General features: G+C 54.9%; 12 protein-coding genes and 1 pseudogene. 5 read left to right on the top strand and 8 right to left on the bottom strand.

Translation table 11 applies throughout. The features are described from left to right. Positions 1–11 precede the first annotated feature (11 nt). From ACQE3Z_RS07760 to ACQE3Z_RS07750, 3 genes are all read left to right on the top strand, one after another. Positions 12–1,019 carry a LacI family DNA-binding transcriptional regulator gene (locus ACQE3Z_RS07760; protein ID WP_426973140.1) on the top strand — a complete coding sequence of 336 codons (1,008 nt, stop codon included), beginning with the start codon at positions 12–14 and terminating at the stop codon, positions 1,017–1,019. A gap of 119 nt (positions 1,020–1,138) precedes the next feature. Continuing rightward, positions 1,139–2,746, top strand: a complete 1,608-nt coding sequence (locus ACQE3Z_RS07755; protein WP_426973139.1) for an inorganic phosphate transporter — start codon at positions 1,139–1,141, stop codon at positions 2,744–2,746. Between the two features lie 99 nt (positions 2,747–2,845). Then, positions 2,846–3,145 (top strand): hypothetical protein, encoded by a 300-nt coding sequence (locus tag ACQE3Z_RS07750; RefSeq protein WP_426973137.1) that lies wholly within the window; start codon positions 2,846–2,848, stop codon positions 3,143–3,145. A gap of 45 nt (positions 3,146–3,190) precedes the next feature. Here the strand turns inward: ACQE3Z_RS07750 and traT are convergent. Beyond that, a pseudogene (gene traT / locus ACQE3Z_RS07745) lies at positions 3,191–3,778 on the bottom strand (complement resistance protein TraT); the annotation flags it as partial. 69 nt (positions 3,779–3,847) lie between these two features. Beyond that, complete coding sequence (locus tag ACQE3Z_RS07740; protein ID WP_426973136.1) at positions 3,848–4,399, bottom strand: single-stranded DNA-binding protein; 552 nt, start codon at positions 4,397–4,399, stop codon at positions 3,848–3,850. Between the two features lie 224 nt (positions 4,400–4,623). On the opposite strand from ACQE3Z_RS07740, the gene uvrA reads away from it, so the two are divergent. Continuing rightward, positions 4,624–7,455 (top strand): excinuclease ABC subunit UvrA, encoded by a 2,832-nt coding sequence (uvrA, locus tag ACQE3Z_RS07735; RefSeq protein ID WP_426973135.1) that lies wholly within the window; start codon positions 4,624–4,626, stop codon positions 7,453–7,455. A 233-nt stretch (positions 7,456–7,688) separates the two neighbouring features. Further along, complete coding sequence (locus ACQE3Z_RS07730) at positions 7,689–8,753, top strand: NAD(P)-dependent alcohol dehydrogenase (RefSeq protein ID WP_426973134.1); 1,065 nt, start codon at positions 7,689–7,691, stop codon at positions 8,751–8,753. A gap of 35 nt (positions 8,754–8,788) precedes the next feature. Here the strand turns inward: ACQE3Z_RS07730 and ACQE3Z_RS07725 are convergent, their stop codons facing one another. The 6 genes from ACQE3Z_RS07725 to dnaB all read right to left on the bottom strand — a co-directional run bounded on the left by ACQE3Z_RS07725 (position 8,789) and on the right by dnaB (position 13,869). Continuing rightward, a complete protein-coding gene (locus ACQE3Z_RS07725; RefSeq protein ID WP_085069667.1) occupies positions 8,789–9,127 on the bottom strand; it encodes an MmcQ/YjbR family DNA-binding protein in 339 nt (112 codons plus the stop codon). 2 nt (positions 9,128–9,129) lie between these two features. Further along, entirely contained in the window at positions 9,130–9,546 is a 417-nt protein-coding gene (locus ACQE3Z_RS07720; RefSeq protein WP_085069665.1) for a secondary thiamine-phosphate synthase enzyme YjbQ, read from the bottom strand. Positions 9,547–9,792: 246 nt separating this feature from the next. Further along, on the bottom strand, positions 9,793–10,986 hold the full coding sequence (locus ACQE3Z_RS07715; RefSeq protein WP_426973131.1) for an aromatic amino acid transaminase: 1,194 nt from the start codon (positions 10,984–10,986) through the stop codon (positions 9,793–9,795). 35 nt (positions 10,987–11,021) lie between these two features. Continuing rightward, positions 11,022–11,636, bottom strand: coding sequence for a YitT family protein (locus ACQE3Z_RS07710; RefSeq protein WP_085069661.1), 615 nt, complete (start codon positions 11,634–11,636; stop codon positions 11,022–11,024). Positions 11,637–11,862: 226 nt separating this feature from the next. Then, positions 11,863–12,354: an Lrp/AsnC family transcriptional regulator gene (locus tag ACQE3Z_RS07705; protein ID WP_426973129.1), complete on the bottom strand. Its 492-nt coding sequence runs from the start codon at positions 12,352–12,354 to the stop codon at positions 11,863–11,865. Positions 12,355–12,462: 108 nt separating this feature from the next. After that, positions 12,463–13,869, bottom strand: coding sequence for a replicative DNA helicase (gene dnaB, locus ACQE3Z_RS07700; RefSeq protein ID WP_250651058.1), 1,407 nt, complete (start codon positions 13,867–13,869; stop codon positions 12,463–12,465). Between the last annotated feature and the right edge of the window lie 59 nt (positions 13,870–13,928).

The raw sequence follows: 13,928 nt of genomic DNA, 5'->3' as shown, positions 1-13,928 counted from the left end.
TGTAGCCGACAGTGAATAAACCAAAACGCGTCACGATTAAAGATATCGCCCAGCTGGCGGGCGTCTCCAAGTCTACCGCCAGCCTGGTTCTCAGCGGAAGAGGCAAGGAACTGCGCGTGTCGGAAGCGACGCGCGAGCGGGTAATGGATATTGCTCGCCAGGCACATTATCAGCCCAGCATTCATGCCCGCGCATTAAACTCTTCCCGCAGCCATACCGTGGGTCTGGTAGTGCCGGAAATGACCAATCAGGGCTTTGCCACCTTTTCCCATGCGCTGGAAACCCTGTGCCGCGATGCCGGACTACAGCTGCTGATCGCCTGTACGGATGAGAACGCCAGTCAGGAAACGCTGGCGGTGAATAACCTGATCCAGCGCCAGGTCGATGGGTTAATCGTGGCATCCAGCATGCTGAACGATGCGGAATACCAGAAGATTAATCAGCAGATCCCGGTGGTGCTGTTCGATCGTCATCTGGGCGAATCTTCGCTGCCGCTGGTGATCACCGAGGCGGTGGAACCCACTGCCAGCCTGGTTGAAAGCGTTGCCCGGGAAGGCTTTGACGAATTCTATTTCTTCGGTGGCCAGCCGCGCATTTCACCAACCCGCGATCGGCTGGAAGGTTTCCGTCAGGGGCTGGCGCGGGCTGGCATGGCGTTAAAGCCGGAGTGGGTTATTCACGGTCATTACCATGCCAGCTCCGGTTATGAGATGTTCGCCGAGCTTTATATGCGTCTGGGCCGCGTACCGCAGGCGCTGTTCTGTGCCGCCTGCGGTCTGCAAGAGGGCGTGCTGCGCTATCTTAGCCAACATGGCCTGCTGGATCAGCCGATCCGCCTGTGCAGCTTTGACGATCACTATCTGTATGATGCGTTGTCGGTGAAAATCGATACGGTGGTACAGGATGAGCGAATGCTGGCGTGGAACTGCTTCGAAATCGTCACAGCCTTAATGGAAGGCGAAACGCCGGAAAATCTGCAGCGTTACTTGCCGGCACGGCTGAAATGGCGCAGCGCCTGATCGCGCGTCGCCAGGCATTATCTGTAATTGAGGCTTTTTTACCGTTAGGGTCATCGCACTGTCATATCGCGCAAGTAACACTCCAGAGCTGCGATATTACTTCTTTAGCGAGGCCCGTCATGAGCGAGAATCAAACCTGGCACGCCGCGTCATCGCCTGCGTCGGCGCGTCCCGATCTGAGCAGTAAACACAGTAAAAAAACCGCACTGGCCGTGATCGTGCTGATCGTCGCCGGACTCGTTTTTGCCGGGGTGAACCTGTTTGCCGATGTGGAAGAGTCCGGGCAAGTCGTTACCAGCTACTTTCCTTTTGTGCTGTTAGGCCTGGCGCTGGTGATTGCGCTGGCGTTCGAGTTTGTTAACGGCTTTCATGATACCGCCAATGCGGTAGCCACGGTGATTTATACCCATTCACTACCGCCCGGTGCGGCTATCCTCTGGTCCGGCTTATGTAACTTCAGCGGCGTGCTGCTTTCCAGCGGCGCGGTGGCCTTCGGCATTATTTCATTGCTACCCATGGAGTTAATGCTACAGGCCAGCAGCGGTAATGGCTTCGCCATGATCTATGCCCTGCTCTTTTCTGCGATAACCTGGAATCTCGGCACCTGGTATCTGGGTTTGCCCTCCTCTTCTTCCCATACGCTGATTGGCTCAATTATTGGCGTCGGGGTGGCGAACGCTATCAATAACGGGCGTAGCGGCATGGAAGGCGTTAACTGGGATCAGGCGCTTAATGTTGCTTACGCGCTGCTGTTTTCGCCGCTTGTTGGCTTTGCCAGCGCTGCGCTGCTGTTGCTGGTGATGAAAAAATGGCTGCGCAATCGCCAGCTCTATAGCGCGCCAGAAGGACCACAGCCGCCGCCGGGCTGGATCCGTGCGTTGTTGATCCTCACCTGCACCGGCGTCTCCTTTGCCCATGGATCTAACGACGGACAAAAAGGCATGGGACTGATTATGTTGATTCTGGTGGGCGCAATGCCGATTGCCTATGCTCTTAACCGCTCTGTCCCGCCCGATCAGATCCCGCGCGTGGCGGCACTGGCGCAGATTACCAGTCAGCAGCTGACAGCAGAGCACACGCTGCCGCCACAGTATGTGCCGCGTGACGTGCTGATGGAGTTTATGCGCAGCGGCGAAAACAATCCGCAGGTTGCGCCAGCGCTGGGCGCGCTGCTGGATAAAATTGGCCGACAGATCAAGCAGTATGGTTCGATGGAGAATATTCCGGCACAGCTGGTGGCCAATACCCGTAATGATATGTATCTGGCAGCAGAAAGCATTAAGCAGCTAAAGGCGGCAAAAGCGCCGTTCCCGGCAGAGATGCAGAACAACCTTAACGCGATGAAAAGCGAGCTGGATAATGCGACCCGCTTTATTCCACTTTGGGTAAAAGTGGTGGTGGCGCTGGCGCTTGGCCTGGGTACCATGGTGGGCTGGCGACGCATTGTGATTACCGTCGGCGAGCGGATCGGCAAAACGCATCTGAGCTATGCACAGGGTGCCAGCGCAGAGCTGGTCACGGTCGCCACCATTGGTGCCGCTGACGCCTTTGGTCTGCCGGTCTCTACCACGCATGTTCTGTCGTCCGGCGTGGCAGGCACCATGGCGGCTAACCGCTCCGGTCTGCAAATGGCGACGTTGCGCAATCTGCTGATCGCCTGGGTGCTGACGCTGCCGGTCTCAATTTTGATTTCCGCCCTGTTGTTTATGCTGTTTATACACCTTTAGCGTACGGTCCCGGCAGGCCAATAGATCTTCAGTCCGGTTCCTTGCCTTCAGATAACGATAAATTATCTATACTTTGCTTTTAGTTAACAGGAGGCACCGATGGCGGACTTACAACTGATTGATACGCTGGAACTGGGCGATGAAGATGCTGCGGCCTATAAATATGAAATTTATGGCGCTGATGAATCGACGCCGGAATATGCGCTTATCTTTATCCGTCAGAGCGATAGCGATGACTGGCAACAGGATGGCAAACTTGAGTTTGCCGTAGCGGAAGAGAAGCAAGAAGCTACAAGCGGCACGATGGGTTATGGGTCTGGCGACAGCATGCCGGACCTGCGTGATTTACGCCAGGAGGCAAAAGAGCGCTGTGAACAACACTATCAAGAAAATCGTTAACCGCTGACAGAGCAAAACAGGGCGACCAGAGGTCGCCCTGCTGCATTACAGAATAGCCGCAACGGACTTCGCCAGCTGCGCTTCCAGTACCGGTTTCGCCTCTTCAAACTTAAGGTTGACCTTGTTGGCATTGGAAACCACGCGGGTTTGGTATTTCATGCGATTGCCATCAGCTTTGCTGGACTGCAGCTTAACGCCAGAGGTTCCCTGACGCAGCGCGGCAATATTATCGGTGGTGACATTCTCTTTACTGCGCTCGGAAATCTGCAGATCGGTAACCATGGTGTAGTTAATATCCTCCACCAGCGCATCCGCTGCCATACCGGCCAGGCCCAGCGCCAGACCCGCACCCAACACCGCACCGCCTGAATTACTGTTATAAGCAGTAATACCGCTGCCCAGCGCCGCGCCTGCAACCGCGCCTTCATAGCCGCTGCCTAACAGACCCTGTGCTTCACGCAGATCCATCTTATCGGCTTTCAGTACGTTAGCCTGAATCCAGTAATAAGCATTATCCGGAGAATTCACTACGTTATAACCTTTAGCACGCAGGTCCTGCGCCAGCAGCTCGGGAAGATCGCTCATATCCTTGTCAGAGGTGTTCTTGACCTGAATGTAAATTAATCGCCTGCTAAATTAGCTCAAAAAAAACCCTGCCGTAGCAGGGCTTTAAAACACCGAATTTTCACAGAAACAAACCGATCAGAACGGAATGTCGTCGTCGAAATCCATCGGCGGTTCATTGTTAGCCGGTGCGCTCTGCTGCTGCGGACGAGCAGGTGCCTGACCGCCGCCGCTGAACTGGCTGCCGCCCTGCGGCTGCTGAGGCTGGCCCCAACCATTATTGTTGTTGCTGTTGCCGCCGCCCATAGCGCCGCCTGCCGGCGCGCCTGCACCACCGCCCTGACGGCCGCCCAGCATCTGCATGGTGCCGCCGACGTTAACCACCACTTCTGTGGTATAACGTTCCTGGCCGCCCTGGTCCTGCCATTTACGCGTTTGCAGAGCACCTTCGATATAAACCTGAGAACCTTTACGCAGGTATTCGCCCGCCACTTCCGCCAGTTTGCCGAACAGCACGACACGGTGCCATTCCGTTTTCTCTTTGGTCTCTCCGGTCTGCTTGTCACGCCAGCTTTCGGAGGTAGCCAGCGTAATATTCGCTACGGCTCCACCATTAGGCATATAACGCACTTCCGGATCCTGACCCAGATTCCCGACAAGAATCACTTTGTTAACGCCTCTGCTGGCCATGTTCGCGTCTCCCGATGAGTATTCATTAAGTCTAAACGGTAAATTCTATCACGCTAGCCTGCCCGATCATACTTCCGAGCAAGCTTCCAATAATGAAGATCTTTTTGCAGGGTTGCAACTGACTACTGGATATACATTCAGTTATTTTTTGTGCCATAATGACCTGTTTAGTCCTGCCGTATCGTTACGGGCATGGTGAGTCTGCGCTAATCCGGGAAATGTGAATGGATAAGATTGAAGTCCGGGGTGCTCGCACCCACAACCTGAAAAACATCAACCTGATCATCCCTCGCGACAAACTGATCGTTGTCACCGGCCTGTCAGGTTCCGGTAAATCCTCACTGGCGTTCGATACGCTCTATGCTGAGGGTCAACGCCGCTATGTGGAATCGCTTTCCGCTTACGCACGTCAGTTTCTTTCGCTGATGGAAAAACCGGATGTCGATCATATCGAAGGGCTGTCGCCAGCGATTTCGATCGAGCAGAAATCAACCTCCCATAACCCGCGATCCACCGTGGGCACCATCACCGAAATTCATGACTACCTGCGCCTGCTGTTTGCACGCGTTGGCGAGCCGCGCTGTCCCGATCATGACGTTACGCTGGCGGCGCAAACCGTTAGCCAGATGGTCGATAACGTGCTGGCGCAGCCGGAAGGCACGCGCCTGATGCTGCTGGCGCCGGTGGTGAAAGATCGTAAAGGCGAGCACACTAAAACGCTGGAGAATCTGGCGACGCAGGGTTATATCCGCGCCCGTATCGACGGCGAAGTGTGCGATCTCTCCGATCCGCCAAAGCTGGAACTGCAAAAGAAACATACCATTGAAGTGGTTATCGATCGCTTTAAGGTACGTGAAGATCTGGCGACGCGGCTGGCGGAATCGTTTGAGACCGCGCTGGAGCTTTCCGGCGGTACGGCAATCGTGGCCGATATGGATGATCCCGATGCAGAAGAGCTGCTGTTCTCTGCCAACTTCGCCTGTCCGGTTTGCGGCTACAGCATGAGCGAGCTGGAGCCACGCCTGTTCTCATTTAACAATCCGGCGGGCGCATGCCCTACCTGCGACGGCCTCGGCGTACAGCAATATTTCGATCCGGATCGCGTGGTGCAAAATGCGGAGCTGTCGCTGGCTGGCGGTGCGATCCGCGGCTGGGATCGCCGTAATTTTTACTATTTCCAGATGCTCCGGTCACTGGCGGAACACCTGAATTTCGATGTCGAAGCGCCGTTCAATACCCTGAACGAGAAAGCGCAGCAGGTGATCCTGTATGGCTCCGGCAAAGAAAGCATCGAATTTAAATATATTAACGATCGTGGCGATACTTCGGTGCGCCGTCATCCGTTTGAAGGCGTGCTGCACAATATGGAGCGTCGCTATAAAGAGACGGAGTCGAGCGCGGTACGTGAAGATTTGGCGAAATTTATCAGTAACCGCGCCTGCGCCACCTGTGAAGGCACGCGTCTGCGTCGCGAAGCGCGCCACGTTTATGTAGAAAACACCACGCTGCCGACCATTTCTGATATGAGCATCGGCCATGCGATGGATTTCTTCCGCAACCTGAAGTTAAGCGGTCAGCGGGCAAAAATTGCTGAAAAAGTGCTGAAAGAGATTGGCGATCGCCTGAGCTTCCTGGTTAACGTCGGCCTGAACTATCTTTCTATGTCGCGCTCGGCGGAGACCCTCTCCGGCGGCGAGGCGCAGCGTATTCGTCTGGCCAGTCAGATCGGTGCAGGGCTGGTTGGCGTGATGTATGTGCTGGATGAGCCTTCTATCGGTCTGCATCAGCGTGATAACGAACGCCTGCTGGACACGCTGATTCATCTGCGCGACCTTGGCAATACGGTGATTGTGGTCGAGCACGATGAGGATGCCATCCGCGCCGCTGACCATATCATCGATATCGGTCCAGGCGCAGGCGTGCATGGTGGTCAGATAGTGGCGGAAGGCACCGCCGAAGAGATTATGCAGGTAGAAGCCTCGCTGACCGGTCAGTATCTGAGCGGCAAGCGAAAGATTGCCGTGCCGGAGCAGCGCGTACCGGCCGATCCCACTAAAGTGCTGAAGCTGAGCGGCGCGCGTGGCAATAACCTGAAAGATGTGACGTTAACGTTGCCGGTCGGGCTGTTTACCTGCATCACTGGCGTGTCCGGCTCCGGTAAATCCACGCTGATCAACGATACGCTGTTTCCTATCGCTCAGCGTCAGCTGAACGGAGCGACCATTGCCGAGCCTGCGCCCTATCGTGAAGTTACCGGCATGGAGAACTTCGATAAGGTTATCGATATCGATCAAAGTCCAATTGGTCGTACGCCGCGCTCTAACCCGGCCACCTACACCGGCATTTTTACGCCGATTCGTGAGCTGTTTGCTGGCGTGCCGGAGTCGCGTTCACGCGGATATAATCCAGGCCGCTTCAGCTTCAACGTGCGTGGTGGACGCTGCGAAGCCTGTCAGGGCGACGGCGTGCTGCGCGTAGAGATGCACTTCCTGCCCGATATTTATGTGCCGTGCGATCAGTGTAAAGGCAAGCGCTATAACCGCGAGACGCTGGAGATTAAATACAAAGGCAAAAACATTCACGAAGTGCTGGATATGACCATCGAAGAGGCACGTGAATTTTTTGATGCCGTGCCTGCGCTGGCGCGTAAGCTGCAAACGCTGATGGATGTGGGCCTCTCCTATATTCGTCTGGGTCAGTCTGCGACAACGCTGTCAGGCGGCGAGGCGCAACGCGTGAAGCTGGCGCGCGAGCTGTCGAAACGCGGCACCGGCCAGACGCTCTATATTCTTGATGAGCCGACTACCGGCCTGCACTTTGCTGATATTCAGCTTTTGCTGACGGTGCTGCATCAGTTGCGCGATCAGGGCAATACCATCGTGGTGATTGAACATAACCTTGACGTGGTGAAAACCGCCGACTGGATTGTGGATCTTGGCCCGGAAGGCGGCAGCGGAGGCGGACAGATTCTGGTAGCCGGTACGCCGGAAACCGTCGCCAAATGTGAAGAATCACATACCGCCCGCTTCCTGAAGCCGCTGTTGGAACAGCGCTAAACGGCTGTTCTCCGCCCCTGATGCGCTCTGCCTCAGGGGCTTTTCACCCGCCTTGCCTCTTTCCTGGGCATTCATGCAGAATCAGGCAAGATTTAGACACTTTCAGGTCTGGCTGCTCTTCTCCACGCTGTTATCCTTATTAGCTCTTATCGCACGTGCTGCGAAACGCCCGGTTTAACCGGAGCGCAATGCTTTTCCTTAGCTTTACAACGGCTTCAATAACAGGAGACACCATGAATATTACGCACGCTTATGCTGCCCAGGATGCGAAATCCAGACTCGCGCCTTTTGACTATAAGCCGCGTGAACTGCGCGCGCATGATGTACAAATTGAAGTGTTATTTTGCGGCGTTTGCCATTCAGACCTGCATCAGGCGCGCGATGAATGGCATAACACCATTTTCCCCGTCGTGCCGGGTCATGAAATTGTCGGCCGCGTTACCGCAACAGGCGCTCATACGCAAAAATATCGCGTAGGCGATCTGGTTGGCGTGGGCTGTATGGTTGACTCCTGCCGTACCTGTCCCAGCTGCCAGGAAGGTCTGGAACAGTATTGCGAAAACGGTATGGTGCCTACCTATAACGGCCAGGACCGCGAAACGCAGGAAGTCACCTACGGCGGTTATTCCACCAGCCTCGTTGTGCATGAAGATTTCGTGCTGCGCGTACCGGAAAACCTCGATCCGGCAGGCGTAGCGCCGCTGCTGTGCGCTGGCATTACCACCTGGTCCCCGCTGCGCCACTGGAACGTGGGTCCGGGCAAAAAAGTCGGTATCGTTGGCCTGGGCGGTCTGGGTCATATGGGTGTGAAGCTGGCACATGCCCTGGGCGCGCATGTGGTGCTGTTTACCACTTCACCGTCTAAAATCGAAGACGGCAAGCGTCTGGGCGCTGATGAGGTAGTGATTTCTAAAGATCCCCAGCAGATGGCGCAGCACGCTAACAGCTTCGACTTTATTCTGAATACCGTTGCGGCGCAGCACGACCTTAATCCGTTTATCAACCTGCTGAAGCGCGATGGTAATATGACGCTGGTTGGCGCACCGGAAAACGATCATCCGGCCCCGCACGTGTTCGATCTGATTCTCAAACGTCGCAGCGTGGCGGGTTCGCTGATTGGCGGCATCGCTGAAACGCAGGAGATGCTCGATTTCTGCGGCAAGCACAATATCACCTCCGATATTGAGCTGATCGCCATGAACCAGATTAACGAAGCCTATGAGCGTATGCTGAAAAGCGATGTGAAATACCGCTTTGTTATCGATATTGATACGCTGCGTCAGGAATCTGCCGCCTAAAAATCTTGTCGCTGCGGCCAGTCCGCAGCGACAGTTTAATGATTGCCCGCCGCTTTCGTCGCCAGCGCCTGCTGTAGCGACGCATCCACCAGATAGTAAATCTGCGAATCTTTTAAACCGCCATCCAGATAAAGCGTGCTCCAGTGAGATTTGTTCAAATGCGCACTGGGAAAAACGTCGGCATGCTGCTGCCGCAGCAGATCGGCCAGCGCCGGAGAGGTTTTTAGCGAGACGGCCGGCCGCCCTTCTGGCTCATGCACCATGGCAAATAACACGCCGTCCGCCAGGATTTGCGTTGCCTTCCAGTCGCTGTGGACGCGCTGTTCCGCGCCCGCTTTACTCATACAATATGACAGCAGATCTGACGTATTCATTTTTACTCTCCTTGCAGCGTGGCGATAATGCGGCGTGAACCGCCCTGTATGCGATGTTCCCCCAGCCAGATGCCCTGCCACGTACCTAACACCAGGCGCCCACGGTTAACCGGCAGCAATAGCGAAACGCCAAGCAGCGATGATTTAATGTGCGCAGGCATATCATCCACGCCCTCATAATCATGCTGGTAAGGCGCATTTTCCGGCACCTGCCGCATAAAATGCTGCTCCATATCGCTGCGTACTGTGGGGTCGCAATTCTCATTTAACGTTAGTGAGGCGGAAGTATGCTGTAGCAGCAGATGCAATAGCCCAGTATTGATTTCACGCATTACCGGCAATTGTTCGATAATCTCATCGGTAATCAGGTGAAAGCCGCGCGCTTTCGCGCTCAGCGACAGGGTCTGTTGGTGCCACATTACGCCATACTCCTTTTTAAAAGACTCCGTTAAGTGTGCAGCATGTGGCGCAAAGGTAAACCTGCAAAAGATAAAAATTATTAACGGCCTGGACGTTGCGGTTCGCTTTGGCCGCTTCGTTATTGCGCGCGTTTAAGAGGAAGATGCTGTACTGAAGAGGCTACATTTCCCGGTGGCCGGGCAAACGGGGAGTCTGGCAATGGAATAATGGTAAAAGGCGGCTGGCACCGCCTTTAACGACTGCGCTTACATCACTGCCGCGAAAGCTTCTGCGACCTGATGAACATTGTTACGATTCAGGCCCGCTACGCACATGCGTCCGCTGTGGATCAGGTAAATGCCAAATTCTTCACGCAGACGATCGACCTGCTGAGCGCTCAGTCCGGTATAGCTGAACATGCCGCGCTGCTTCAGCAGATAATCGAAGTTTTTGCCGGGCAGCGCGGCGCTCAGTGCCGTTACCAGCGCCTGGCGCATATCCAGAATACGCAGACGCATCGCTTCTACTTCCGCCAGCCAGTGGGTCTTCAGCGCTTCGTCATTCAACACACAGGCCACGACCTGAGCGCCAAAGTTTGGTGGTGAAGAGTAGTTGCGGCGCACCGTGGCCTTCAGCTGTCCCTGAACCCGCGTCGCCTCTTCCGTATCCGCACAGACCACCGACAGGCCGCCGACGCGTTCACCGTATAGCGAGAAGATTTTTGAGAAGGAGTTGCTGACCAGCGCCGAAATCCCCGCAGCGGCGATGGCGCGAATAGCATAGGCATCCTCTTCCATACCGGTCCCGAAGCCCTGATAGGCAATATCCAGGAAAGGGATCAGCTGCTGCGCCTGTAGCACTTCAACAACGCGATCCCACTGCCCATTAGTCAGATCGGCACCGGTCGGGTTATGGCAGCAGGGATGCAGCAGCACCACGCTCTGAGCGGGAAGCGACTTCAGCGTGGCAAGAAAATCATCAAACTTAACGCCATTGGTTTGTGCGTCATACCAGGGATAGGTATGCACATCAAAACCGGCACCCGCGAAGATCGCCACATGGTTTTCCCATGTCGGATCGCTGACCCAAACCTGCGACTGCGGGAAATAGCGCTTCAGAAAATCCGCACCCACTTTCAGCGCGCCGGAACCGCCCACGGTTTGAATCGTTGCAATGCGTTTTTCCTGTAGCGCCGCGTGCTGCGCGCCAAACAGCAACGGTGCAATCGCCTGGCGATAGCTGGCCAGCCCATCCATCGGCAGGTAGAGTGATGCCTGTTGCGGCTGAGCATTCAGACGCGCTTCCGCTTCGGCTACCGCCTGCAGTTGCGGAACAATGCCCTGCTCGTTGTAAAAGAGCCCAATACTCAGGTTAACCTTATGCGGGCGCAGATCCTGCCTGAAGGTCTCCATTAACGTAAGAATCGGATCGCCAGCGTAGGCATCAACTTTTTGAAACACGGTAAATCTCCCTAGTGATAGTCTCTTTTATCAGCTCAAACTTCATAACGCCCGGGCCGATGGTTCATCGCAATAATCAAGTTCAGCATCAGCGCGCCAGCGATTGACGCCGCCAGCATTGGCAGCGAAACCACAAACAATGAGGCCAAAACCACGCAGCTGTCTACCGCCATTTGCAGCTTGCCGGCACGAATGCCAAACCGATCCTGCAACCACAGGGCAAGAATATTGATGCCGCCCAGGCTGGCCTTATGACGAAACAACACAATAAACCCAACGCCCATAATAATGTTACCGAACACTGTCGCATAAAACGGGTTAAGCGCGTCAAAATGAATGAAAAGTGGATGCAGCCGGGTAAAGAGTGAAACCAGCGCGACGGCGCAGAAAGTTTTGGTGGTAAATGCCCACCCCATGCGCTTTACCGCCAGCCAGTAGAACGGCAGGTTAATAACAAAAAACAGCGTGCCAAAGGAAAAAGAGGTCAGATAGCTGATCAGGAAAGCGATGCCTGCCGTGCTGCCGGTCAGTGCGCCAGCCTGCTTTAACATGACCACACCGAACGATACCATCAGCGTGCCAAACAGCAGCGCCAGCGCATCTTCCAGCAGTGTGTGCGGAACGCGGGCGGGTTGAACGATATTATCCATAGGGCTGTTTACCGAAGAAAAAGATAACGGCCAGCAAGAATCGCACCATAACGGCAGGCTTTAGCGGCATAAATTGATGCTTTGCCAGTAACCGCCTGATTAAATAAATAATTTAACCGCACGTTACCTGCTCTGTTTAGCCTGATGACGCTTAAGCTGCGCACCCTGAGCGCTATTTATGCACAAACTGTGCGCTTAACTCCGCTTAATGCACTCTAACTGTGCGTCAGGCACTTTTTTGGTGCAGCGGCGCGGGCGCGGCGATGGTCAGACCGTTCTCTTTCAGCCGGTTTAGCACCACAGAGGTTTTAACGTGCGATACGCTGCGATGCCCCGCCACCAGCTCGCTGATTAATGCGCTTAGCTCAGCCAGGCTGTTAACGGCTACCTTCAGGAGATAATCCGCATCACCGGTGGTTTTATAAGCGTCCACAATAGCGCTCTGCTCTGCCACCATGTGGTGAAAGCTCTCTACATAATCGGAGGTGTGATTAATCAGGCGCACCTCAATCAGGCCAATCATACCCAGCCCAACGGCGTCAGGTGAGACGCGCGCATGGTAGCCCAGTATAAGATTTCCCTGCTCAAGGGTGATGCGGCGGCGGGAACACTGCGAGGCGGACAGGCCGACCAGGTCGCTCAGTTCCTGATTGGTTAAGCGCCCATTGGCCTGGAGTAAGGTCAGAATTTTCAGATCGTAATCGTCAAGCTGTGCCATCTTGGTTTGCCGCTCTTAGCGCTTAAATCGTTACAGATAAGCGCAATTAAGCGGCAAATGTCCAACACAATTTTTTGATGACCCAAAGAGATGCACAAAACGTGCATGCTATTCGTCGTCGTATTGCGGCCCGGCATAGTTGTCAAAACGCGACCATTGCCCATTAAAGGTCAGACGTATCGTCCCGATCGGACCGTTACGCTGTTTACCGATAATGATCTCGGCGATCCCTTTCAGATCGCTGTTCTCGTGGTAAACCTCATCACGATAGATAAACATGATCAGGTCGGCATCCTGCTCGATCGAGCCAGATTCACGCAGATCGGAGTTTACCGGACGTTTATCGGCGCGCTGTTCCAGCGAGCGGTTAAGCTGCGACAGCGCCACCACCGGCACGTTCAGCTCCTTTGCCAGCGCCTTTAGCGAGCGGGAAATCTCAGCGATCTCCAGCGTACGGTTGTCAGAAAGCGACGGTACGCGCATTAGCTGCAGGTAGTCGATCATAATCAGGCTTAAGCCGTTATTCTCACGGAATATGCGGCGTGCACGCGAGCGTACTTCCGTTGGCGTCAGGCCAGAGGAGTCATCAATATAGATGTTCTTTTTCTCCAGCAGGATGCCCATGGTGCCGGAAATACGCGCCCAGTCCTCATCATCCAGCTGGCCAGTACGTATGCGTGTCTGGTCAACGCGTGACAGCGACGCCAGCATACGCATCATAATCTGCTCGCTGGGCATCTCCAGGCTGAAGATCAACACCGGTTTTTCATGCAGCATCGCGGCGTTTTCGCACAGGTTCATGGCGAAAGTGGTTTTACCCATTGACGGACGCGCCGCCACGATAATCAGGTCGGAACCCTGCAAACCGGCGGTTTTTTTGTTGAGATCCTGATAACCGGTATCTACGCCGGTTACGCCGTCGTGCGGCTTCTGATACAGCGACTCGATGCGCGAAACGGTCGCCTCAAGAATCTGCTCAATGTTTTTCGGGCCTTCATCTTTATTCGCGCGCTGTTCAGCGATTTTAAAGACGTTCGACTCAGCGAAATCCAGCAGATCCTCGCTGCTGCGCCCCTGCGGATCATAACCGGCATCGGCGATCTGGTTCGCTACCGCGATCATTTCGCGCACCACCGCTCGCTCGCGAACGATATCGGCGTAGGCGTTGATGTTTGCCGCGCTGGGGGTATTTTTTGACAGCTCCGCCAGATAGGCGAAGCCGCCGACCATATCCAGCTCGCCGCGCTGCTCCAGTGAATCAGAAAGCGTAATCAGGTCGATGGGCTGGCTGGCTTCCAGCAGCCGCTGCATTTCACTGAATATCAGACGATGAGGGCGACTGTAGAAGTCTTCGGCCACCACGCGCTCTGAGACGTTATCCCAGCGCTCGTTGTCCAGCATCAACCCGCCCAGCACCGACTGCTCCGCTTCCAGCGAATGGGGCGGCAATTTCAGCCCTTCTACCTGGCGATCGCGAACCTCGTTGGATTTGTTGGTGGGTTTATTTCCTGCCATAGTGAATGCAATACCGAATGTGTGAGTGACGCGCAAGTATACCCGTTTTTCGCCAGCTT

The organism is Pantoea sp. FN0307 (assembly GCF_050113815.1).
GTDB classification, from domain to species: domain Bacteria; phylum Pseudomonadota; class Gammaproteobacteria; order Enterobacterales; family Enterobacteriaceae; genus Mixta; species Mixta alhagi.
This window is presented reverse-complemented; position numbering and strand designations above follow the sequence as displayed.

Coding starts and splice junctions, on each gene's coding strand:
- ACQE3Z_RS07755 (WP_426973139.1), top strand. CDS start 1,139: ATGAGCGAGAATCAAACCTGGCACGCCGCGTCATCGCCTGCGTCGGCG.
- ACQE3Z_RS07750 (WP_426973137.1), top strand. CDS start 2,846: ATGGCGGACTTACAACTGATTGATACGCTGGAACTGGGCGATGAAGAT.
- ACQE3Z_RS07740 (WP_426973136.1), bottom strand. CDS start 4,399: ATGGCCAGCAGAGGCGTTAACAAAGTGATTCTTGTCGGGAATCTGGGT.
- uvrA (WP_426973135.1), top strand. CDS start 4,624: ATGGATAAGATTGAAGTCCGGGGTGCTCGCACCCACAACCTGAAAAAC.
- ACQE3Z_RS07730 (WP_426973134.1), top strand. CDS start 7,689: ATGAATATTACGCACGCTTATGCTGCCCAGGATGCGAAATCCAGACTC.
- ACQE3Z_RS07725 (WP_085069667.1), bottom strand. CDS start 9,127: ATGAATACGTCAGATCTGCTGTCATATTGTATGAGTAAAGCGGGCGCG.
- ACQE3Z_RS07720 (WP_085069665.1), bottom strand. CDS start 9,546: ATGTGGCACCAACAGACCCTGTCGCTGAGCGCGAAAGCGCGCGGCTTT.
- ACQE3Z_RS07710 (WP_085069661.1), bottom strand. CDS start 11,636: ATGGATAATATCGTTCAACCCGCCCGCGTTCCGCACACACTGCTGGAA.
- ACQE3Z_RS07705 (WP_426973129.1), bottom strand. CDS start 12,354: ATGGCACAGCTTGACGATTACGATCTGAAAATTCTGACCTTACTCCAG.
- dnaB (WP_250651058.1), bottom strand. CDS start 13,869: ATGGCAGGAAATAAACCCACCAACAAATCCAACGAGGTTCGCGATCGC.